The organism is Acidovorax sp. SUPP2825, from assembly GCF_030158995.1.
Classification (GTDB): Bacteria; Pseudomonadota; Gammaproteobacteria; order Burkholderiales; family Burkholderiaceae_C; genus Paracidovorax.
In genome coordinates, this window is record NZ_BQXK01000015.1 from 37,569 (window position 1) to 58,722 (window position 21,154).

A 21,154-nucleotide genomic window follows, 5' to 3' on the forward strand; every position below is an offset into this window, starting at 1 on the left:
TGTCCGACACGGGCGCGCCCGATCGGCACAGGCCCCATTGACAGCAATTCGTTTAAGCCTAAACTGTTTTCACATGAACATCCTGTGCATCGGCGGTGGTCCCGCCGGCCTTTATTTCGCCCTGCTGATGAAGCGGCAGGACCCGGCGCACCGCGTCGTGGTGGTGGAGCGCAACCGGCCGTTCGACACCTTCGGCTGGGGCGTGGTGCTGTCGGACCAGACGCTGGCCAACCTGCAGGCGGCCGATCCCGAAACCGCCGCGCAGATCGGCGACGCGTTCAACCACTGGGACGACGTGGCGGTGTTCCTGCGCGGGCGCAGCGTGCGCTCCAGCGGCCACGGCTTTTGCGGCATCGGGCGCAAGCGGCTGCTCAACATCCTGCAGGAGCGCTGCCTGGCGCTGGGCGTGGAGCTGGTGTTCGAGACCGACGTGGCCGACGACCAGGCGCTCGCCGCGCGCTACGGCGCCGACCTGGTGATCGCCAGCGACGGCCTGAACAGCCGCATCCGCACGCGCTATGCCGAGGTCTTCCAGCCCGACATCGACCTGCGCCAGTGCCGCTTCGTGTGGCTGGGCACGCACCAGAAGTTCGAGGCCTTCACCTTCGCGTTCGAAGAGACCGAGCACGGCTGGTTCCAGGCGCACGCCTACCAGTTCGACGCCGACACCTCCACCTTCATCGTCGAGACGCCCGAGGCCGTGTGGCAGGCCCACGGGCTGGATCGCATGGAGCAGCCCGAGGCCATCGCCTTCTGCGAGCGGCTTTTCGCGCCCTACCTGGGCGGGCATGCGCTCATCAGCAACGCCACGCACCTGCGCGGCTCGGCCAACTGGATCCGCTTTCCGCGCGTGATCTGCCGCACCTGGGTGCACCGCGAAACCATCGCCGGCAAGGCCGTGCCCATCGTGCTGATGGGCGATGCCGCGCACACGGCGCATTTTTCGATCGGCAGCGGCACCAAGCTCGCGCTGGAAGACGCCATCGACCTGGCCCAGACCCTGGCCACCGGCGCGACCCTGGAGCAGGCGCTGCACGACTATGAGGCGCGCCGCAGCGTCGAGGTGCTCAAGATCCAGAACGCCGCGCGCAACTCCACCGAGTGGTTCGAGAACGTGGCGCGCTACAGCCGCCTGCCGGTGGAGCAGTTCGCGTATTCGCTGCTCACGCGCAGCCAGCGCATCAGCCACGAGAACCTGCGCCTGCGCGATGCGCGCTGGCTGGAGGGCTACGAGGCCTGGCTGGCCCAGGCGCGTCCCACGGTCGGCGCGGCGCCGGCCCCGGCACCCGCCGGCGTGCCCGGCGACAGCGGCGCCGCGGTGCCGCCCATGCTCACGCCCTTCACGCTGCGCGGCCTCACGCTCGATAACCGCATCGTCGTCTCGCCCATGGCCACCTACAGCGCGGTCGAGGGCGTGCCGCAGGACTTCCACCTGGTGCACCTGGGCGCCCGCGCCCTCGGCGGCGCGGCGCTGGTGATGGTGGAGATGACCAGCCCCACGCCCGACGGCCGCATCACCCCCGCCTGCACCGGGCTGTGGAACGATGCGCAGCAGGCCGCCTTCACGCGCATCGTGGATTTCGTGCACGGCAGCAGCCGCGCCAAGATCGGCCTGCAGTTGGGCCACAGCGGCCCCAAGGGCTCCACGCGCGTGGGCTGGGAGGGCACGGACGAGCCCCTGCCCGAGGGCGATCCGCACGGCAACTGGCCGCTGCGCGCCGCCAGCGCCCTGCCCTACGGCCCGCAGAACCAGACGCCCGCCGCGCTGACGCGCGCCGACATGGAAGCGCTCACCGCCGCCTTCGTGGCCAGCGCCCGGCGCGCCGCCGCCTGCGGCTTCGACTGGCTGGAGCTGCACTGCGCGCACGGCTACCTGCTGGCCAGCTTCATCAGCCCGCTCACCAACCAGCGCACCGACGACTACGGCGGCCGCCTGGAAAACCGCTGCCGCTATCCGCTCGAAGTGTTCGCCGCGGTGCGCGCCGTGTGGCCCGCCGAGCGCCCGATGAGCGTGCGCATCTCGGCCCACGACTGGGCGCCCGGCGGCACCACGCCGGACGACGCCGTGGCGATGGCGCGGTGGTTCAAGGCCGCGGGCTGCGATTTGATCGACGTCTCCTCCGGCCAGACCACGCGCGCCGCCCGGCCGGTGTACGGGCGCATGTACCAGACGCCGTTCGCCGACCGCATCCGCAACGAGGTGGAGATCGCCACCATGGCCGTGGGCGCCATCAGCGAGGCCGACCATGCCAACAGCATCATCGCCGCCGGCCGCGCCGACCTCTGCGCCCTCGCCCGCCCGCACCTGGCCGACCCGGCCTGGACGCTGCACGCCGCCGCGCAACTGGGCGAGACGGCCAGCCGCCACGTGCACTGGCCGCGCCCCTACGGCCCGGGCCGCGACCAGCTGCTGCGCGAGGCCTCCAAGCAAAAACAGGCCCCAGCACAATCGGTACTAGGGCATATCGCTATTAAAACAATAGCAAACGATACCCTGGACTGAAACGATGGACCTCGAAGCCCGCCTGCACGGCGCCGCCCCCAGCGAGCACCCCGAGGCCCTGCGCCTGTGGCTGCGCCTGCTCACCTGCACGCAACTGGTGGAAAAGCAGGTGCGCACCCGGCTGCGCGACCAGTTCGGCACCACGCTGCCGCGCTTCGACCTGATGGCGCAGCTCGAACGCGCGCCCGAAGGCCTGAAGATGAAGGACCTCTCGCGCCGCATGATGGTCACCAGCGGCAACGTGACCGGCATCACCGACCAGCTCGTCGCCGAAGGGCTGGTGGAACGCGTGGACGTGGCGGGCGACCGCCGCGTGTTCCTCGTGCGGCTTACGCCGCGCGGGCGCGAACAGTTCGACGCGATGGCCCACGCGCACGCGCAGTGGATCGTCGAGGCCTTCGGCCCGCTCGGCGAGCGCGACATCGCCAGCCTGCACCGGCTGCTCGGCAAGGTGAAGGCCCACGCCCAGGCAGCCACCCCCACCCTCCAGGAAACCAACGCATGAAGCACTACATCTCCGCGGGCAACCCCATGCGCCCGCAGTTCGAGCCCCGGGCCCCCTACGCGGCACGGCACTTCGCCTGGCAGTTCGACCGCGGCGTGGGCACCATCACGCTGGACCGGCCCGAGCGCAAGAACCCGCTGACCTTCCAGAGCTATGCCGAGCTGCGCGACTTCTTCGGCGCGCTGCGCACGGCGACCGACGTGAAGGCCGTGGTGGTGACCGGCGCGGGCGGCAACTTCTGCTCGGGCGGCGACGTGCACGAAATCATCGGCCCGCTCACCGGCATGACCATGCCCGAACTGCTGGAGTTCACGCGCATGACGGGCGACCTGGTGAAGGCCATCCGCGCCTGCCCGCAGCCGGTGCTGGGCGCCATCGACGGCATCTGTGCCGGCGCCGGCGCCATGGTGGCGCTGGCCTGCGACCTGCGCTACGGCACGCCCGCCGCTCGCACCGCGTTCCTGTTCACCCGCGTGGGCCTGGCCGGCGCCGACATGGGCGCCTGCGCGCTGCTGCCGCGCATGATCGGGCAGGGCCGCGCCTCCGAGCTGCTGTTCACCGGCCGCGCGATGACGGCGCAGGAAGGGCTGGCCTGGGGCTTCTTCAACGGCCTGCACGAATCGGCCGACCTGCTCGCCCACGTGCAGGCCGCGGCCCGCTCGCTGGCCGAGGGCCCCACCTTCGCGCACGGCATGACCAAGACCATGCTGGGCCAGGAGTGGAGCATGACCATCGACCAGGCCATCGAGGCCGAGGCCCAGGCGCAGGCCATCTGCATGCAGACGCAGGACTTCCGCCGCGCCTACGAGGCGTTCGCGGCCAAGCAGAAACCCGTGTTCGCGGGGGATTGAGGCCATGCACGCCGCCACGCCCCCCGCGCCCGCCGCCCCGTCCACGGCGCACCTCGCCCTGCCGTTCTTCGGCGAAGCCCACCGGGCATTGGTGGATGGCCTCGTGCCCTGGGCCGCCGCGCAGGCGGTGGACGAATCCGACGACCGCGCCGCCTGCCGCGAGTGGGTGCGCCGCCTGGGCGACGGCGGCTGGCTGCGCTACTGCGTGCCCGCCGCGCACGGCGGCGCGCTGGCCGAACTCGATTCCCGCGCGCTGGTGCTGCTGCGCGAGACCCTGGCCTACCACTCGCCCCTGGCCGACTTCGCCTTCGCCATGCAGGGCCTGGGCAGCGGCGCGATCACGCTGGCCGGCAGTGCCGCGCAGCAGGCACGCTACCTCCCCGCAGTGGCGCGCGGCGAGAAGATCGCCGCCTTCGCGCTCAGCGAGCCCGAGGCCGGCTCCGACGTCGGCGCTATGAAAACAATAGCTATACAGGCAAGCAATCCGCCGGCATCGGGCCCGAACGGCTCCGATACCGCAGGCGAGGCCATGGGCGCCTACACGCTGAGCGGCACCAAGACGTGGATCAGCAACGGCGGCATCGCCGACTTCTACTGTGTCTTCGCCAAGACCGACCCGGCCGGCGGCACGCGCGGCATCAGCGCCTTCATCGTCGATGCGCCCACGCCGGGCCTGGACGATTCGCGCCACATCCAGGTGATGGCGCCGCACCCGCTGGCCACGCTGGCGTTCGACGGCTGCACCGTGCCGGCCGATGCGCTGCTGGGCGAGCTGCACGGCGGCTTCAAGCTGGCCATGCGCACGCTGGACATCTTTCGCGCCTCGGTGGCGGGCGCCGCGCTGGGTATGGCGCGGCGCGCACTCGCCGAGGCGGTGCACCATGCGCGCACGCGCCGCATGTTCGGCCAGACGCTGGGCGACTTCCAGCTCACGCAGGCCAAGCTGGGCGAGATGGCGGCGCTGGTCGATGGCGCGGCGCTGCTCACGTACCGGGCGGCCTGGATGCGCGACGAGAGCTTGCTATCCGGGCGGGCGGGCAACGCCACCGAGGCTCGCCATCGCAGCGTCGCCGCTGCGATGGCCAAGATGACCGCCACCGAGCACGCCCAGCGCGTGATCGACATGGCCCTGCAGATGCACGGCGGGCGCGGCGTGGAGGTGGGCGCCAAGATCGAATCGCTGTACCGCGACATCCGCGCGCTGCGCATCTACGAAGGCGCCACCGAGGTACAGCAACTCATCATCGGCAAAGCCGTCTTGCAGGAGCAGCAGGCATGACCCAGAGCGCACAGCCCGACACCTTCGTCCACGACCGCCTGCCGCCGCGCGAGCAGTGGCCCGCGCTGCACTATGACCTGCCCTCGCTGCAGGTGCCGGCGCAGGCCAACCTCGTGCAGGTGCTGTTTGATCGCGCCGCGCAGGCCGGCCACAGCGGGCGGCCGCTGCTGCGCTCGCCCACGCGCACCTGGACCTACGCGCAGGCGCAGGACGAAGTCGCGCGCATCGCCCGCGTGCTGGTGGACGGCCTGGGCCTGGTGCCCGGCAACCGCGTGCTGCTGCGCGGCGGCAACACGCCCGAGATGGCGCTCGCCTGGCTGGCCGTGGTGCATGCCGGGCTGGTGGCGGTGGCCACCATGCCGCTGCTGCGCGCGCGGGAGCTGTCCGACGTGATCGAGCGCGCCCAGCCGGCCGCCGCGCTGTGCGATGGCCGGCTGCTGGACGAGCTGCAGGCCGCGCAGGCGCAGCACCCGGTGCTGCGCGCCATCGTGCCCTTCCACACCGCGCCGGCGGCCGACGACCTGCTGGTGCGCGCGGCCGGCTGCGCGCCGCTGCCCGCCTGCCCCACCGCGGCGGACGACATCGCGCTCATGGCCTTCACCTCCGGCACCACGGGGCACCCGAAAGCGCCGGTGCACAGCCACCGCGACGTGCTCGCCGCCTGCGGCGCGTGGCCGCACCACGTGCTGCGCTCCACGCCCGAGGACATCGTGGTCGGCTCGCCGCCGCTGGCCTTCACCTTCGGGCTGGGCGGGCTGCTGCTCTTTCCCATGGCCGCCTGCGCGAGCGTGTACTTCCCCGACGTGCCCTACACCCCCGAGGTGATGGTGCGGCTGATGCGCGAGGTGGGCGCCACCGTCTGCTATACCGCGCCCACCTTCTACCGGCAGATGGCGCCCTTCGCCAAGGCCCTGGGCCTGCCCGCGCTGCGCACCTGCGTGAGTGCCGGCGAGGCCCTGCCGGATGCCACGCGCCAGCTGTGGAAGGACGCCACCGGCATCGAGATGACCGACGGCATCGGCGCCACCGAGATGTTCCACATCTTCATCTCGTCGGCCGGCAGCGAGGTGCGCCGCGGCGCCATCGGCCGCGTGGTGCCGGGCTACCAGGCCAAGGTGGTGGACGGGCGCGGGCGCGAGCTGCCGCGCGGCACGGTGGGCAAGCTCGCCGTGATCGGCCCCACGGGCTGCCGCTACCTGGACGATGCGCGCCAGGCCAACTACGTGAAGAATGGCTGGAACCACCCGGGCGACGCCTTCGTGCAGGACGCCGACGGCTACTTCTTCTACCAGGCGCGCGACGACGACATGATCATCACGGCCGGCTACAACGTGGGCGGCCCGGAGGTCGAAGATGCGCTGCTGCGCCACCCCGCCGTGGCCGAGTGCGCCGTGATCGGGGTGCCCGACGACGAGCGCGGCATGGTCGTCAAGGCCATCTGCGTGCTGCGCCCCGGCCATGCCGGCGACGACGCCCTGGCCAAGGCGCTGCAGGACCACGTGAAGGCCAGCATCGCCCCCTTCAAATACCCGCGCATCGTGGAGTTCGCCACCGCCCTGCCGCGCACCGAGACCGGCAAGCTGCAGCGCTTCAAGCTGCGCCAGGCCGCCGCGCTGGCCCGCGACAGCGCGGCCGCTGCGGCCGCATCCGCACCCATTCCCGCCCCCAAGACATGACCCTTCACACCCGACTGCAACCGCCCGACTGGGCGCCCCCCAAGGGCTACGCCAATGGCGTGGCCGCCCGCGGCACGCTGCTCTTCGTGGGCGGCCAGATCGGCTGGAACGCCCGCCAGGAGTTCGAGAGCGACGACTTCATCGTCCAGGCCCGCCAGACCTTCCTGAACGTGCGCGCCGTGCTGGAGGCCGGCGGCGCCGGCCCCGAGCACCTGGTGCGCATGACCTGGTACGTGGTGGACCGCGAGGAATACAACGCGCGCCTGAAAGAGCTGGGCACGGCCTACCGCGAGGTGCTGGGCCGGCACTTTCCGGCCATGGCCTGCGTGCAGGTCGCCGGCCTCATGGAAGCGCGCGCGCGCATCGAGATCGAGGCCACCGCCGTGCTGCCGGACTGAGCGCGGCCCCCTGCACTTCCCAGCGCCCCGGCAGGGGCGGAAACGGCCCGCACCGGGCACGGCTGCACGATGTGGCCTAATAGCGTGTTTTTCACTTTTCTCTCCAGGAGCCTCCCAAATGGGCAACAAGATCGTTACCGAAGCCGACCGCAAGCGCACCCCCCGTCCCCAGCCACTGCCCGGCGTGACCCTGGCCACCCCCGGCCGCGGCCAGCGCGTGAGCCTGGAGCGTGGCGTCGCCACCCGCAGCAAGAAGAACCCCGGCAAGCGCTCCAAGAAGGGCGGCTGAAAAGCCCCCTTCGCGCCCAGCGCAACGCCAAAGCCCTCTCCGGAGGGCTTTTTTCATGGTGCGATGGTGGCGCCCCGACGCGGCGGCGCCGCGCTCGGCCCGCCGGCTCAGAACCGGTAGCGCGCCGTCACCTGCGCACTGCGCGGCGCGCCGTACATGCCCGAGTACCACCAGCCCGACATCGCGGCGATGTACTTGCGATCGAACACGTTCTGCACGTTCAGCGCGACCGACAGGCGATCGTTCACCTCGTAGCGGGCCATGAGGCTGGCCACGGCGTAGGCCTTCTGGCGCGCGGTCACCGTGCGGTCGATCTGCCAGGCGTCGATGTCGTAGTGGATGCCGCTGTTCCAGTCCACGCCGCCGCCCAGGGTCAGGCGGCTCCAGTCGCCCGGCGCGCGCCACGTGGTCCAGACCCGCGCCATCTGCCGTGGGAAGGTGGTGTTCACGCGGGTGCCGGCCGCGTTCCTGGACTGGCTGAAGTTGTACGAGGCCGAGAGGTTCCAGCCGGGCGCCAGGGTGCCGTTGACCTCCAGGTCCATGCCCTGCGTCTTCACGCCCTTCATCGCGCGGGAGGCGGTGTTGGTGGTGCCGGGCACGAAGTAGCCGCTGTCGGCCTCGGCGACGTTGTCCTGGCGGATCCAGTAGGCCGAGGCGCTGGTGGTCACCCGGCCGCCGAGCCAGGCGCTCTTCACGCCCGCCTCGTAGGTGTCGCCCTGGGTCGGGTCCAGCTGCGTGCCGTTGCGGTCCTGGGCGTTCTGCGGCGCGTAGATGGTCGCGAAGCTGGCGTACAGCGTGTGCGCCGGGCTCAGGTCGAACACGATGCCGCCGTAGGGCGTGAAGACGCGGCGCTCGGAAACCGGCGAGGTCGTGTGGTAGCCCTCGGTCGTGTCGGTGATGTAGTCGCTGCCGAAATTCATCAGCTTGCCGCCCACGATGAGCTTCCATTGCGGGGCCAGTTCGAAGCGGCCGGCGGCATACAGGCTTTTCTGCCGGCGGGTGCTGTCGAAGGTGACGAAGTCGGGCCCGAAGACGGGGCTGCCGCTGTTGTTCCAGCGATGGATGTTGACCGGCAGGTCGCGCAGCCCGGTGGTGTCGAAACTGCCGGTGGTCAGGCTGCGGAAGTCGGTGTGGTCGACGCCCACCAGCGCTTCGTGCTGGCGGCCGAACAGCTCGAACGGGCCGCTGAGCTTGAGGTCGACGGTCTCGTTGTCCAGCCGGTAGTCGCGCCGCTCGCTGGCCAGCCTCAGGCCATCGCCGGTGACCGGATCGAACAGGCTGCTGCTCACGGCCAGGTAGGTGGCGTCCTCGCGCTGGCGCGAGCGCAGCTTGTCCACCGAGAGCTTGAGCTTCCAGCCGTTGCCGAACACCTGCTCCAGCGAGGCGAAGGCGTTGTCGGAGTTCGTGTCGAAGCGGTTGCTGCGGCTGGCGCTGCTGAACGACACGGGAAAGTCGTTCTGCTGCCCCGCGGCATTGATGAGCGGGAAGCCCAGATAGGCCGTCGATCCGCGCGAGGCGCTTTCCTGGTGGTCGATGCCGGCGGTGAGCTTCAGGGTGCGGGTCAGGTCGGCTTCGACCACGCCGTACAGCACGTCCTTCTTGCGGCTGTAGAAGTCGATGTAGCTGTCGCCCTCCTGGTGCACCGCCACCATGCGCGCACGCACGCTGCCCTCGGCATTGAGCGGCGACGACAGGTCGATGACGCCGCGCCGCTGGCCCCACGATCCGCCACCGAGTTCGGCCAGGCCCTGGAATTCGGCCGTGGGCTTCTTGCGCACCATGTTCACGATGCCCGAAGGGTCGCCCGCGCCGGTGGTCAGCCCCGAGGCGCCGCGCAGCACCTCGATCCGGTCGTACAGCGCCATGTCGGCGATGCCCTGGGCGGGCAAGGCGTCCAGCCCCAGGAATTCCGTGTGGGTGCTGATGCCGTCGAGCTGGTAGTTCGTGATGGGGTAGCCGCGCGCGTTGGCGTTGGAGCGTTCCGTGCCCAGCGCCGCGGTGGCGATGCCGGGGGTGCGCGCCAGCACGTCGTTGATGGTCGTGAGGTGCTCGTCGTCCATGCGCTGCCGGGTGATGACGCTGACCGACTGCGGGGTCTCGCGCACGCTCAGGGCCAGGCCGGTGGCGGCGCTGCTGGGGCCCCGCGGCACATAGCTGCCAGTGCCCTCCGACGGCCCGTCGGTTTCGGCGTCGGCCACCACGCGCACCTCGGCCAGCGTGGCACCGGCGGCCGCGCCCCGGGCGGGGGTGGCCGATGCGGCAGGCGCGCTGCCCGGCAGCACCGTGAGGGCACCGCCGGCGGTGCGACCCAGCACCAGGGCGCTGCCGGCCAGGGCCTGCTGCGCGGCCTGCTCGGCGGTGAAGCGGCCCCGGATGGCCGGTGCCCGCTTTCCGGCCAGCAGCGCCGGGTCGGCACTGATGCTGCGTCCGCCCTGGCGCGCGATCAGGGTGAGGGTGTCGTCCAGGGCGCCCGGGGCCAGGTCCCACGCCTGGACGGCCGCGCCGGCCGCAGGGGGCGCCGCCTGGGCTTGCGCCTGGGCAGGCAGGGCATGGCCCAGCGAAAGCGCGATGGCGATGGGCAACAGGGCGCCCGGCGGGCGGGGGAGATGGCGCCAGACGGCGGCGCGGGAGAGGAAGGCCATGGATTGCTCGATGAGGGGGAGGTGGATGCGGAGGGTTGGGCAGCGCTGCATTCCCATTGACACGCGAGCGCGCCAAAACCCCTCATCGATCCCATCCATCCCCCCATTCCGGTATGGCCTGCCCCGCCCCCCCGCTGCAGCCCCCTCAGGCCTGGGGCCGAAGGTCCACCTGGACCAGCCAGGGGCCCCAGCGCCGCACCGCGATGGGATGGGTGTCCACCAGGGTCTGCAGGGTCGCCTCCGGCCGGTCCAGCGCGAACACGCCGAAGATCCGCAGTTGCGCCGCCGCCGGACTGACCCGCATCACCGCCGCGCTGTAGGGCCGCAGCGCGGCCAGCACCTCGCCCAGGGGCGCGTTCTTCACCTGGATCACGCCATCGGCCCAGGCCGCCGGCGCCAGGGGCGGTGCCACCACGGGCTCGATGGCACCGCCCACCAGCCGGGCGCTGTCGCCCGCGCGCAGCGTCATTTCGGGGCCCGAAGGCAGTGCCAGCCGCACGCTGTGCTCGATCACGTGGACCAGGCTGCTGCCGTCGCCCTGCCGCACCATGAAGCGGGTGCCCAGGGCGCGGGCCGTGCCCTGCGCGCTGCGCACCACGAAGGGCCGATCGGTGCCGGCCGCTGCCACGCGCACCGCCACCGCGCCCTCGCGCAGCACCACGAGGCGCTCGCGGTCTCCATAGGCGATGTCCACGGCGGAGCGCGCATCCAGGGTGAGTTCGCTCCCGTCGGGCAGGCGGTGGACCCGCCGCTGGCCGGTGCCCGTGCGCAGATCGGCAGCCAGGGTGGCCAGGGGCGCCTGGCGGTCGAGCAGCCAGGCGGCCAGCGCCACGGCCAGCGCCCCGCCGGTGCCGCCGGCCAGCAGGCGGCGGCGCTGTGCGGCGCGCGGTACCGGCGCCAGCAGCGCGCGCCGGCTGGCGCCGCCGGCGGGGGCATCGGCCTGGCGGATCTGCAGCAGTTCTGCGTCCAGCCCTTGCAGGCGGGACTGCAGGGCCGACCAGGCCTGGCGGTGGTCGGGCGCCTGCTGCAGCCAGTGGGCGAAGGCGCGCCGGGTCTCGTCGCTGGCCTGGTCCGAGTCCAGGCGCACATGCCAGTCGGTGGCCTGCTCCAGGGCCGGTGCGTGGAGCCCGGTTTTCATCGGTGGCCCGGACCGGCCGGCAGGCTGCACAGGTGCAGCAGCGCCTGCTTGAGGTAGCGCTCCACCGTGGCCAGGGAGACGTTCATCTCCTGCGCGATCTCCGTGTGCTTCATGCCGTCGAGCCGCCGCAGCAAAAAGGCCTGGCGCACCTTGGGCGCGAGGCCGGACAGCCATTGGTCGACGGCCTCGATGGCCTCGCGCACCAGTGCATAGTCTTCCGGCGAGGGCGACACCTCGGGGGGCAGTGAGGCCAGCGCCTCCAGCCAGGCCCGCTCCAGGTCGCGCCGGCGCCAGCGGTTGTAGAGCAGGCGCTTGGCCAGCGTGGTGAGGTACGCGCGGGGTTCCTGCAACCGCTCCGCCTGCCGGCTCGCCATCAGGTTGACGAAGGTGTCCTGGGTCAGGTCCGACGCCTCGAAGGCATTGCCCAGCTGGCGCGCCAGCCACGCGTGCAGCCACGCCCGGTGGTCGCGGTAGAGGGTCTCGACGTCCTGGCAGGCAGCGGCAGGCATGGGGGGGGGGAAGCGGCTGGAAGCCACCGCGCGAAAATACGAATGAATCTCATTTTATCATCGCACCCCGCCTTTCCGGCCCGGGATGCTCAGCCCCGGGCACCACCCGCCGTGGCCTGCGCGGCGATCCGCCAGCAGGCCGCGCCGAAACGCACCGCCTCGCCCTGCACAAAGGGCTCGAAAGCCGCCCGCACGGCGGCGATGACCCGGGTGCGGGTCGGCCCGTCGGCGCCGCGCAGGGCCAGGCCGACCGGGCCGAGGCCGGTGAAATAGGGCACCAGTTCGTCGCGCCGCAGGGAGCAGACGGCATTGAGGGGCTCGATCTCGATGCCGGCCCAGCCACTGGCCTGCAGGATGCCCGCCACCCGTTCGCGGTCCGCGAACGCGAACTGGCCCGGCGCATCCGGCTGGCGCACGGGCAGGCCCGGCAGCAGCGGGGCCGCGGCGCGTTCGGCGGCCGTCATGAAGGGGTTCTCCGCCGCGCTGCGCCACGCGATGGCGCACAGGCTGGCGCCGGGGCGCGCCGCGCGATGCAGGTTGGCGAACGCCGCGACCGGGTCTCCGAAGAACATGACCCCGAAGCGCGACACCAGCCGATCCACGGAAGCCGGCGCGAACGCATGGGTCTGCGCATCGGCACAGACGAAGTCCGCGCGGGGCGCCGTCAGCCCCTCGCGCAGGCCGCGCTGGCGCGCCGCGGCGACCATGGGCGCGGAAAGATCGATTCCGGTGCAACGCCCTTCCTCGCCCAGCCGGCGCGCGATGGCCAGCGTGGTGGCCCCGGTGCCGCAGCCGATGTCGAGCACCTGCATGCCGGGCCCCGCGCCAGGGGCTTCGGCCGCCTCGGCGAGCAGGGCCTCGAAGGGCGCGAACATGCGGTCCAGCAGGGGTTGCGCCTGGACCCAGGCGTGGCCGGCGGCGCCGTTCCAGAGCGCGGCTTGCGGGGAATCGATCGAAAGGGGTGGGTTCATGGCGGTCTCCCGGGTGCCCGGAAAGAGAGTGAAAGCTAGACTGTGCGACTTCAAGCCGACTTGAGGTCAAGCCCATGGAGATCCTGGACATCGCCGAAGTGGCACGCCGTTCGGGCCTGCCGGCATCGACGCTGCGCTTCTACGAAGAAAAAGGCCTGATCGCCTCCGTCGGACGGCACGGCCTGCGGCGGCTGTTCGATGCGGGCGTGGTGGAGCGGCTCGCGCTCGTCGCGCTCGGGCGGGCGGCCGGCTTCTCGCTGGACGCCATCGGGCAGATGTTCGGCCCCGACGGCCAGCCGCGCATCGACCGCGACCGGCTCCTGGCCCAGGCCGACGACCTGGACACCACCATCCGCCAGCTCACCGCCATGCGCGACGGTCTGCAGCACGCCGCGCGCTGCAAGGCGCCCAGCCACATGGAATGCCCCACCTTCCGGCGCCTCCTGCGCGCCGCCGGGGCGGGGGCTGCCATCGGCCGTCCCAGGCGGCCCGCCGATCCAGGCCGGTGACCCGCCAGGGCCCATGGCTTGCGGCAAAGGGCACAATCGATCCACCCTTTTCCACCTGCCGGGACCGCACCATGTCCACCCACCTTTCACCGAACGACGCCGGCGCCCTGTACCAGGCGTTGCAGGCGGGCCCGCTGGCCGGAAGCCCCATCACAGCGCTGCGCATCGGAGCGGGCCACTCGTCCATCGCCAGCGGCACCCAGGCCCAGGCCCGGCTGCTGCGGACCCTGGAAGTGGGCTACTACGCCACGGCCGCCGCGTGCTTTCGCCACGATCCCCCGGCCGAGGGCGAACTGGAGCATGCCATCCAGGTGGTGGAAGAGGCCGTGATGCCCGTGCACGCGGTGCTGCCGCCGGGCACCACGCTCTACACGGCCGACGCCGGCATCCGGCAGGTGGCGCTGGCGGCCGGCATCGAAGCGCAGCCCGAGATGACCCTGCCGCTGGATGCCGTGGAGCGCACCTTCCACCGCCTGGCCGCCGTGGCCCTGGGCCGTCCGCCCGCCCAGGAGGACCTACCCGAGGGCTCCGCCTTCGCCGCCACGCTCCTCATCCTGCGCGAATGCATGCAGCACCTGGGCTTCGACCGCATCGTGATCCGCTCCGACACCGTGGTGTAGCCCGCGGCCCGGCGATCAGCCCAGGCCGGGCACCACGAACGCTGCACGCGCCGCCTGGGCCGCCGCGCGCACGCTGCAGCCTTCGAAGTGGTCGTTGACCAGTCCCATGGCCTGCATGAAGGCGTAGACCGTGGTGGGGCCGACAAAGGTGAAGCCGCGCTTTTTCAAGTCCTTGGACATCGCCACCGAGGCCGGCGTGGTGGGCATGGCGCGCACCGACTCCAGCGTGATGCGGCCGGGGCGCCCCTCGGCGGCGGCCGGAGCGAAACGCCACACGTAGTGCGCCAGCGAGCCGAACTCGCGGCGCAGCTCCAGCACGCGCTGCGCGTTCTGGATGGCCGATTCGATCTTGCCGCGGTGGCGCACGATGCCGGCATCGCCCAGCAGCCGCTGCACCTCGGCCGCACCGAAGCGCGCCACCTGCTCGGCATCGAAATGGGCGAACCCGGCGCGAAAGGCTTCGCGCTTGTTCAGGATCGTGAGCCAGCTCAGGCCCGCCTGGAAGCCTTCCAGGCACAGCTTTTCATACAGGCGCCGGTCGTCCGCGACCGGAAAACCCCATTCATGGTCGTGGTAGTGGCGGTACAGCGGCGTGGCACTGCACCATTGGCAGCGGGCGCATCCGGCCTCATCGGTGAACAGGCCGCTGTCCGGGCTGGGAGACGGGTGGGCGGAAACGGGAGCGGAAAGAGGGGCGGGCATACCGGGATTCTGCCCGTGCCCCGAACGCGGGGGCACCCGGCGGCGCACAGTGGCTTTCGCTATCCTTGGCCCACCGACCGCCGACCCATTGCCGAATGCCCCTGCCACCCTTTCCCCCGTCACCCTTGCGGTCGCCCCGCCCCCTGCTGCTGCTGGCCGCCTCGCTCCTGCTCTCCGGCTGCGCCAGCACGGGGCAATCGCTGGCGTACTACTGGCAGTCGGTGCGCGGGCACCTGCAGCTCATACACGCGGCCGAACCCATCGACACGTGGCTCGCGCGGGGCGACACCTCGCAGCCGCTGCGCGATCGCCTGCAGCTGGCACAGGAGGCCCGGCGCTTCGCCGTGACCGAGCTGGCGCTGCCCGACAACGCCAGCTACCGGCGCTATGCCGATCTGGGCCGCCGCGCGGCCGTGTGGAACGTGGTGGCCGCGCCGCCCGATTCGCTCACGCTGCACCGCTGGTGCTTTCCGATCACGGGGTGCATCGGCTACCGCGGCTATTTCAACGAGGCCGATGCGCGCGCCGAGGCGGATCGGCTGGCCACCGAGGGCCTGGAGGTGGGCGTGTACGGCGTGCCGGCCTATTCCACCCTGGGCTACATGAACTGGGCGGGCGGCGACCCGCTGCTCAACACCTTCATCGGCTGGCCCGAGGGCGAGTTCGTGCGGCTGCTCTTCCACGAGCTGGCGCACCAGGTCGTGTACGCCCATGGCGACACGCTGTTCAATGAATCGTTCGCCACCGCCGTGGAGCGCCTGGGCGTGGCGCGCTGGCTGGCCGAGCGCGCCACGCCGCAGGCGCGGGCCGACTACGCGCGCGGCGATGGCCGCCGCAACGCGTTCCGCGCGCTCACACGGAACGCCCGCGAGCGGTTGGCCGCCGTCTACGCGGCCCATGCGCCCCGTGCTTCGGAAGCCCCGGCCCCGGCCCCGGCCTCCGCCGCTGCGGCGGTCGCTGCGACCGAAAACGCCGCTGCCAGCGCGGAGATGGCAACCTTGAAACAGGAGGCCATGCAAACTTTTCGCGCCGATTACGCCGCGCTGCGCGCCCGCTGGATCGCCGAGGACGGCGCCACGCCCGCGCAACTGGCGGGCTACGACCGATGGGTGGCAGAGGCCAACAACGCCACGTTCGGCGCGCAGGCCGCCTACGACGAATGGGTGCCGGCCTTCGAGGCGCTGTTCGAGCGCGAAGGCCGCGACTGGCCGCGCTTTTATGATGCGGTGAAACGCCTCGCGGCCCTGCCGCACGAACAACGCCAGGCCGCCATGCGCGCCCTGCTGCCCACGCCATCCCCGGAGAAACCCCTTGCCTGACATCCACATCCAACGCCCCCACCGGCTCGGCCTGCCCGAGGCCCGCAAGATCGCCGGCCTGTGGGCCCAGAAAGCCCAAGCCAAGTTCGACATGGAATGCGCCTACGAAGAAGGCGCGGCGCAGGACACGCTGCGCTTTCAGCGCCCGGGCATCGAAGGCACGCTGCAGGTGCATGCCGACCGCTTCGAACTGCAGGCGGAGCTGGGTTTCCTGTTCAGCGCCTTCAAGGACCGCATCGCCGCCGAGATCGATGCGCAGTTCGACAAGCTGCTGGGCCGGCCGTCGCCCAGCGCGGCCTGAGCCGCATCGGCCACCACAACAAGAATGCGGGGCCGCGCACTGCACGGCCCCGCATGGAAACGCTGGCGCTCAGTGCGGCGTCAGCTCAGCGATTCGATGAGGTCGATGTACTGCTGGCGGGCGGCATCGCCCTCCGTGCCCTTGAGCTTTTCCCAGGCATCCCACTTGGCACGGCCGACCACATCGGAAAAGCTCGGCTTCTTCTCGGCGTTGTCGCCCGCCGTGGCCTGCTTGTAGAGCGCGTAGATCTTGAGCAGCGTCGGGTTGTCGGGGCGCTCGCTGAGGTTCTTGGACTGGGCGACGGCGGCTTCGAACGCCGTGTTCAGATCGGACATGAAAAAGGTCTCCGTTGGTGGTCGAACTGCCATCTTAGGGCCTCTGTTCCTCCTGCCCCCCTGGACCGCCCGGAGCACCGCGACCCCCATCGCGTCAGCGCTGCATCCCGTCAAAAGGTTTCCCAGTCGCTCTCGGAGCCGGACCGGGAGGCCGGCGGCGCAGCGCGCGCTGCCGCCGGTGCCGAAGCGGCCGGTGCAGGCTTGGCTGCGGACGCTGGCGAAGCGGATGGCGGCGCGGTGGGTGGCGATGCAGGCGGCGAATCCGACGCCTGCGGTCCGGCCTTGGGGCCCACGGCCGGCCCCAGGCGCTTGACCGCCGGCCTGGCGGCGGCGGAAGCCGCGAACCGTGGTGCCGCCACCGGCACGGCACGGTGTACCGGCGCAGGCGGCGCAGAGGCAGGCAGCACGCCCTCGCCGCCCAGGTGGAACACCGCGGTCGCGCGCACCAGCTCGCTGGCCTGGGCGCTCAGGCTGCTGGCCGCCGCGGCCATCTCCTCGACCAGGGCCGCGTTCTGCTGCGTGGCCTGGTCCACGTGCGTGATGGCTTCGCTGATCTGGTCCACGCCGCTGCTTTGCTCGGCGCTGGCCGCGCTGATCTCGCCCATGAGGTCCGTGGCGCGGCGGATCGCAGCCACCACCTCGGCCATGGTGTGGCCCGCCTTGTCCACCAGCGCGCTGCCGCGCTCCACGCGGTCCACGCTGGCGGTGATGAGCCCCTTGATCTCCTTGGCGGCCTCGGCACTGCGCTGCGCGAGGCTGCGCACCTCCGACGCGACGACCGCGAAGCCCCGACCCTGCTCGCCCGCGCGGGCCGCCTCCACCGCCGCGTTCAGGGCGAGGATGTTGGTCTGGAAGGCGATGCCATCGATCACGCCGATGATCTCGCCGATCTTGCCGCTGCTGTCCTGGATGCCGCGCATGGTGTCCACCACCTCGGCCACCACCGCGCCCCCCTGCTCGGCCACCGAGGAGGCGGTCTGTGCCAGCTCGTTGGCCCGGCGCGCGCTGTCGGCGTTCTGCCGCACGGTGCTGCCCAGTTGCTCCGCCGACGCCGCGGTCTGCTCCAGGGCCGAGGCCTGCCGCTCGGTGCGCGAGGACAGGTCGTGGTTGCCGGCGTCGATCTCGCTGCTGGCGCCGGACACGCTTTCGGCGCTGGTCCGCACGGTCCGCACGACCGTGCCCAGCTGCGCGCTCATGCTGGCCATGGCCGCCATGATGCTGTCCGTGTCCCCCGGCCGCACGGGAATGCGCGAGGCCAGATCGCCCGCCGCCACCGCGTCCGCGACACGCTTGAGCTCCGACGGGTCGGCGCCGAGCTGCCGCACCACCCTGCGCAGGTAGACGCTCAGGCCGGCCAGGCAGGCCACCACGGCCAGCACCGCGGCCGTCGCCACCGCACGGCCCGTGGCGGCGTACTCCTTCACGTCGTTGATGCGGGAAGACAGGCGCTCGCCCTGGCGGTCCTTTTCCAGGCCCAAGGGCGCCAGCAGGCGGTTGCGGGCGGGGATGGTCTGGTCCACCAGGAAGGCGAAGGCGTCTTCCTTGCGATCGGCCTGGATGAGCGCGAGGTTCTGCTCGCCGGTGGCCCAGAACGCACGCATGAGCGCGGGCAGGGGCTCGTAGGCGCGGCGTCCTTCGTCGTTGACCATGTTGGCGCCGAACTCGTCGAGCGTCTTTTGCAGCAGCTGGCGCTTTTCGGCGATGTCGGCCAAGGTGGCGTTGCGCTCCTCCGGCGTGCGCGCCAGGATCGAGTGCCGCAGTTGCAGCGACACGCGCGTCACGTTCAGCTCCAGCGCCGCGATCCGCTGCAGCTGCGGCACGTTCCTGGAACGCACCACCTCCGCATCCTCGCTGATCTGCCCCATCATGATCCAGATCGCGACCGCCACCGCACCGAGCAGCAACAGGATGGCCCCGTTGATGAGCATCAGGCGGCGTGCGAGCGTGTTCCGTCCTTGTCGAACCTCCATGGCGATCCCCTCTGCATTTGATTGTTCTAACGGGCCTGCAGCAGGGCGGGCCCACGCGGCGCTGCGGATTGCGCGCGAAGGCCATTGTTCGCGTTATTCACGGGAAATGCCAGCCCCCCCGTGTCGCCATGGATGCCAAGAATCTGTCGCTGCGGCGCTATGCCGGGCCGCAAAGCCCGTCCACGGCCTGGAACATCGACTGCCGCGCCTGGCTCACCACCTGGCCTTTCCAGACATCGGTGTCGGTGTAGAAGGCGGCCAGCATTTGAGCCCTGATCTGGGTTGCCAGCTCAGCCGGAGCCTCCGGATGCAGGTTCAGCCAGTGCTCGGCGCGCAGGGCCTGCATGACCTCCAGCACCGGCACGGTGCCGTATTCCATCGCGATGCCGGTAATTTCGGCCTGTGGACATTCTTCATACACGCTGTTCCACATCAAGCCCGTGAGAAAGGCCGAAGTGGACGAACCGTCGTAGATCGAGGTGACCGGCGTGGCGCCGCCGCCGGCCCACCAGTCGCGCGCGCGCTGCACCGAGGCGGCGTCGTCCCGGCCGGCATAGATGCGCTCGCCGTGGCCGCTCGGCCCCAGGCCCGTGTGCAGATCGATCCAGGCGATGCGACGGGCGTGCTCGCCCTGCTCGCGCAGCACCTGGCGCAAGGTGCGGTTGCTCCAGGTCGGGGCCGTGCCGCCGAAGAACAGCCCACCCGGAAACTCATGCTGGCCGCGGCTGATGGCAGCCTGCCACGCGGCCTCGCCGCGCTCGGCGATGAAGCGGAACACCGCCTCGCGGTTCTCGGCCGTGGGAGGCCACTGATCGGGCAGCAGCAGCGGCTGGATCTCGCGGTAGGCCGCGTTCACCGGCAACGGCTGAGTGAAGTCGTGGAAATTGCGGTTCAGGTCCACGTTCTCGTGCGTGGCCCGGCGGATGTGCGAGAAGCCATACGGATTGAGCCCATGCACGTAGAGCACGGCCACGCCTTGCTCGCGGGCCTTGGCGCGCCAGGCCTCGTCGTGCAGCGCGAACACCTGCACGCCGCTGCCGCAGTAGCCTTCGACCCCATGGCAGGCGCTGCTCACGATGAGCAGGTGCTGCGCGTGGTGCGGGCCGTCGCGCACCACGTCCATCGCCAGCGTCTCGCCGTCGCGCCCCTTGAGCGGGTGCGTGTGCGACTCCACCAGCAACCCGGCGGCCGCCGCGGCCTCCAGGAACTGGGTGCGGGCGCGCGCGTAGCTGGGGGAAAACGCCGGGGCGATACCGATCATGAAGATCTCCGTTCAAGGGCCGAGGGGGCTGAAAAAGCAGCGCGAACGCCCCGCCGCAAGCGGCAGGGCCCAGGTGCGCCAGGCACCGGATGCGCAGAAGTGGAAAGGGGGGGACGCCACCCCGGCGCCCATGGCGCCGAAGGGGGCGGGAGGCCCAGCGGATCAGCCGGCCGGCCGGGCCAGCCAGCCTTGTGCCAGTTGCACCCAGTAGGTGGCGCCGAGCGGGATCAGGTCGTCGTTGAAGTCGTAGCTCGGGTTGTGCAGCGTGCAGGGGCCGCCGCCATGGCCCATGGCGCGGTGGTCGCCGTCGCCGTTGGCGATGAAGCAGTAGGCGCCGGGCTTGGCCTGCAGCATGAAGGCGAAGTCTTCCGCGCCCATGGTGGGTTCCTGCCGCACCACGTTGGCATCGCCCACGATGCCGGCCATGACCTGGCGCGCGAAATCCGCTTCGGCCGGCGAGTTGATGGTGGGCGGGTAATTGCGCACGAACTCGAACTCGCACGTGGCCTCGTGCGCGGCGCAGGTGTGCTCGGCCACCTGCTTCATGCGGCGCTCGATCATGTCCAGCACCTCGACGCTGAAGGTGCGCACCGTGCCCTGCAGTTCGCAGCTGTCGGGCACCACGTTGGTGGCCTCGCCGGTGTGGATCATGGTGACCGAGATCACGCCCGCATCCACCGGCTTCTTGTTGCGGCTGATGATGTTTTGAAAGGCCTGCACCATCAGGCAGGCGATCGGCACGGGATCGGTGCCCATGTGCGGCATGGCCGCGTGGCTGCCCTTGCCGCGGATGACGATCTTGAACTCGTTGCTGGAGGCCATCACCGGGCCGGGGCTCACGGCGAACTGGCCGGCCTTCATGCCGGGCCAGTTGTGCATGCCGAACACGGCCTGCATGGGGAATTGCTCGAACAGCCCGTCCTCGATCATCACGCGGGCACCGCCGCCGCCTTCCTCGGCCGGCTGGAAAATCAGGTACACCGTGCCGTCGAAATCGCGGTGCTTGGCGAAGTGCTGCGCCGCGGCCAGCAGCATGGCCGTGTGGCCGTCGTGGCCGCAGGCGTGCATCTTGCCGGGGTGGGTGCTGGCGTGGGCGAAGGTGTTGAATTCGGTGATGGGCAGCGCGTCGATGTCGGCGCGCAGGCCGATGGCCCGGCCCGAGGCGCCGCCGTCGCGCCCGTGCACGATGCCGACCACGCCCGTCTTGCCCAGGCCGCGGTGGATGGGAATGCCCCATTCGGTGAGCTTGCCGGCCACCACGTCGGCGGTGCGGACTTCTTCGAAGCACAGTTCGGGATGCGCGTGGATGTCGCGGCGCACGGAGGCGATCGAAGCCGCCTCGGTCACGATGGAATCGATGAGTTTCATAATGTCTG

Annotated in this window: 20 protein-coding genes; 11 read left to right on the forward strand and 9 right to left on the reverse strand. The window is 71.2% G+C overall.

The features are described 5' to 3' along the window. The first annotated feature begins 73 nt into the window (after nt 1-73). The 7 genes from AVAK2825_RS18055 (at nt 74) to AVAK2825_RS18085 (ending at nt 7,501) form a co-directional block, all read left to right on the forward strand. Nucleotides 74-2,503 carry a bifunctional salicylyl-CoA 5-hydroxylase/oxidoreductase gene (locus AVAK2825_RS18055; protein WP_284401415.1) on the forward strand — a complete coding sequence of 810 codons (2,430 nt, stop codon included), beginning with the start codon at nt 74-76 and terminating at the stop codon, nt 2,501-2,503. 4 nt (nt 2,504-2,507) lie between these two features. Then, the gene (locus AVAK2825_RS18060; RefSeq protein WP_272567036.1) at nt 2,508-3,008 is read left to right on the forward strand and encodes a MarR family winged helix-turn-helix transcriptional regulator; all 501 of its coding nucleotides are present in this window, start codon (nt 2,508-2,510) and stop codon (nt 3,006-3,008) included. Beyond that, on the forward strand, nt 3,005-3,859 hold the full coding sequence (locus tag AVAK2825_RS18065; protein ID WP_284401418.1) for an enoyl-CoA hydratase family protein: 855 nt from the start codon (nt 3,005-3,007) through the stop codon (nt 3,857-3,859). The genes AVAK2825_RS18060 and AVAK2825_RS18065 overlap by 4 nt, the downstream gene beginning before the upstream one ends. A gap of 4 nt (nt 3,860-3,863) precedes the next feature. Further along, nucleotides 3,864-5,138, forward strand: coding sequence for an acyl-CoA dehydrogenase family protein (locus AVAK2825_RS18070; protein WP_284401420.1), 1,275 nt, complete (start codon nt 3,864-3,866; stop codon nt 5,136-5,138). Next, nucleotides 5,135-6,814 carry an AMP-binding protein gene (locus AVAK2825_RS18075; RefSeq protein WP_284401423.1) on the forward strand — a complete coding sequence of 560 codons (1,680 nt, stop codon included), beginning with the start codon at nt 5,135-5,137 and terminating at the stop codon, nt 6,812-6,814. The genes AVAK2825_RS18070 and AVAK2825_RS18075 overlap by 4 nt, the downstream gene beginning before the upstream one ends. After that, nucleotides 6,811-7,212: a RidA family protein gene (locus AVAK2825_RS18080; protein ID WP_272567030.1), complete on the forward strand. Its 402-nt coding sequence runs from the start codon at nt 6,811-6,813 to the stop codon at nt 7,210-7,212. Before AVAK2825_RS18075 ends, AVAK2825_RS18080 begins: the two co-directional genes overlap by 4 nt. Nucleotides 7,213-7,330: 118 nt before the next feature. Continuing rightward, the gene (locus AVAK2825_RS18085; protein WP_272567028.1) at nt 7,331-7,501 is read left to right on the forward strand and encodes a hypothetical protein; all 171 of its coding nucleotides are present in this window, start codon (nt 7,331-7,333) and stop codon (nt 7,499-7,501) included. Between the two features lie 107 nt (nt 7,502-7,608). Here the strand turns inward: AVAK2825_RS18085 and AVAK2825_RS18090 are convergent, their stop codons facing one another. The 4 genes from AVAK2825_RS18090 to AVAK2825_RS18105 all read right to left on the reverse strand — a co-directional run bounded on the left by AVAK2825_RS18090 (nt 7,609) and on the right by AVAK2825_RS18105 (nt 12,761). Further along, nucleotides 7,609-10,143 carry a TonB-dependent siderophore receptor gene (locus AVAK2825_RS18090; RefSeq protein ID WP_284401427.1) on the reverse strand — a complete coding sequence of 845 codons (2,535 nt, stop codon included), beginning with the start codon at nt 10,141-10,143 and terminating at the stop codon, nt 7,609-7,611. Nucleotides 10,144-10,288: 145 nt separating this feature from the next. After that, nucleotides 10,289-11,281 (reverse strand): FecR domain-containing protein, encoded by a 993-nt coding sequence (locus AVAK2825_RS18095; RefSeq protein WP_284401429.1) that lies wholly within the window; start codon nt 11,279-11,281, stop codon nt 10,289-10,291. Next, nucleotides 11,278-11,790 carry a sigma-70 family RNA polymerase sigma factor gene (locus AVAK2825_RS18100; RefSeq protein WP_284401431.1) on the reverse strand — a complete coding sequence of 171 codons (513 nt, stop codon included), beginning with the start codon at nt 11,788-11,790 and terminating at the stop codon, nt 11,278-11,280. Before AVAK2825_RS18100 ends, AVAK2825_RS18095 begins: the two co-directional genes overlap by 4 nt. A gap of 89 nt (nt 11,791-11,879) precedes the next feature. After that, entirely contained in the window at nt 11,880-12,761 is an 882-nt protein-coding gene (locus AVAK2825_RS18105; RefSeq protein WP_284401433.1) for a class I SAM-dependent methyltransferase, read from the reverse strand. Between the two features lie 74 nt (nt 12,762-12,835). On the opposite strand from AVAK2825_RS18105, the gene AVAK2825_RS18110 reads away from it, so the two are divergent. Then, complete coding sequence (locus AVAK2825_RS18110; RefSeq protein WP_284401435.1) at nt 12,836-13,270, forward strand: helix-turn-helix domain-containing protein; 435 nt, start codon at nt 12,836-12,838, stop codon at nt 13,268-13,270. Nucleotides 13,271-13,341: 71 nt separating this feature from the next. After that, the gene (locus AVAK2825_RS18115) at nt 13,342-13,890 is read left to right on the forward strand and encodes a hypothetical protein (protein ID WP_284401436.1); all 549 of its coding nucleotides are present in this window, start codon (nt 13,342-13,344) and stop codon (nt 13,888-13,890) included. 15 nt (nt 13,891-13,905) lie between these two features. Here AVAK2825_RS18115 and AVAK2825_RS18120 read toward each other — a convergent pair whose 3' ends face one another. Beyond that, nucleotides 13,906-14,592, reverse strand: a complete 687-nt coding sequence (locus AVAK2825_RS18120) for a DNA-3-methyladenine glycosylase I (protein ID WP_284401438.1) — start codon at nt 14,590-14,592, stop codon at nt 13,906-13,908. A gap of 95 nt (nt 14,593-14,687) precedes the next feature. On the opposite strand from AVAK2825_RS18120, the gene AVAK2825_RS18125 reads away from it, so the two are divergent. Then, complete coding sequence (locus tag AVAK2825_RS18125; RefSeq protein ID WP_502870562.1) at nt 14,688-15,911, forward strand: aminopeptidase; 1,224 nt, start codon at nt 14,688-14,690, stop codon at nt 15,909-15,911. After that, complete coding sequence (locus tag AVAK2825_RS18130) at nt 15,904-16,212, forward strand: polyhydroxyalkanoic acid system family protein (protein ID WP_284401443.1); 309 nt, start codon at nt 15,904-15,906, stop codon at nt 16,210-16,212. The genes AVAK2825_RS18125 and AVAK2825_RS18130 overlap by 8 nt, the downstream gene beginning before the upstream one ends. Before the next feature lie 80 nt (nt 16,213-16,292). Here the strand turns inward: AVAK2825_RS18130 and AVAK2825_RS18135 are convergent, their stop codons facing one another. The 4 genes from AVAK2825_RS18135 to AVAK2825_RS18150 form a co-directional block, all read right to left on the reverse strand. Continuing rightward, entirely contained in the window at nt 16,293-16,547 is a 255-nt protein-coding gene (locus AVAK2825_RS18135) for an acyl-CoA-binding protein (protein ID WP_272567015.1), read from the reverse strand. A gap of 110 nt (nt 16,548-16,657) precedes the next feature. Continuing rightward, nucleotides 16,658-18,517: a methyl-accepting chemotaxis protein gene (locus AVAK2825_RS18140; RefSeq protein WP_284401447.1), complete on the reverse strand. Its 1,860-nt coding sequence runs from the start codon at nt 18,515-18,517 to the stop codon at nt 16,658-16,660. A gap of 157 nt (nt 18,518-18,674) precedes the next feature. Continuing rightward, a complete protein-coding gene (locus tag AVAK2825_RS18145; RefSeq protein ID WP_284401450.1) occupies nt 18,675-19,778 on the reverse strand; it encodes a M14 family metallopeptidase in 1,104 nt (367 codons plus the stop codon). 162 nt (nt 19,779-19,940) lie between these two features. Further along, nucleotides 19,941-21,146, reverse strand: coding sequence for a M20 aminoacylase family protein (locus AVAK2825_RS18150; RefSeq protein ID WP_284401452.1), 1,206 nt, complete (start codon nt 21,144-21,146; stop codon nt 19,941-19,943). Between the last annotated feature and the right edge of the window lie 8 nt (nt 21,147-21,154).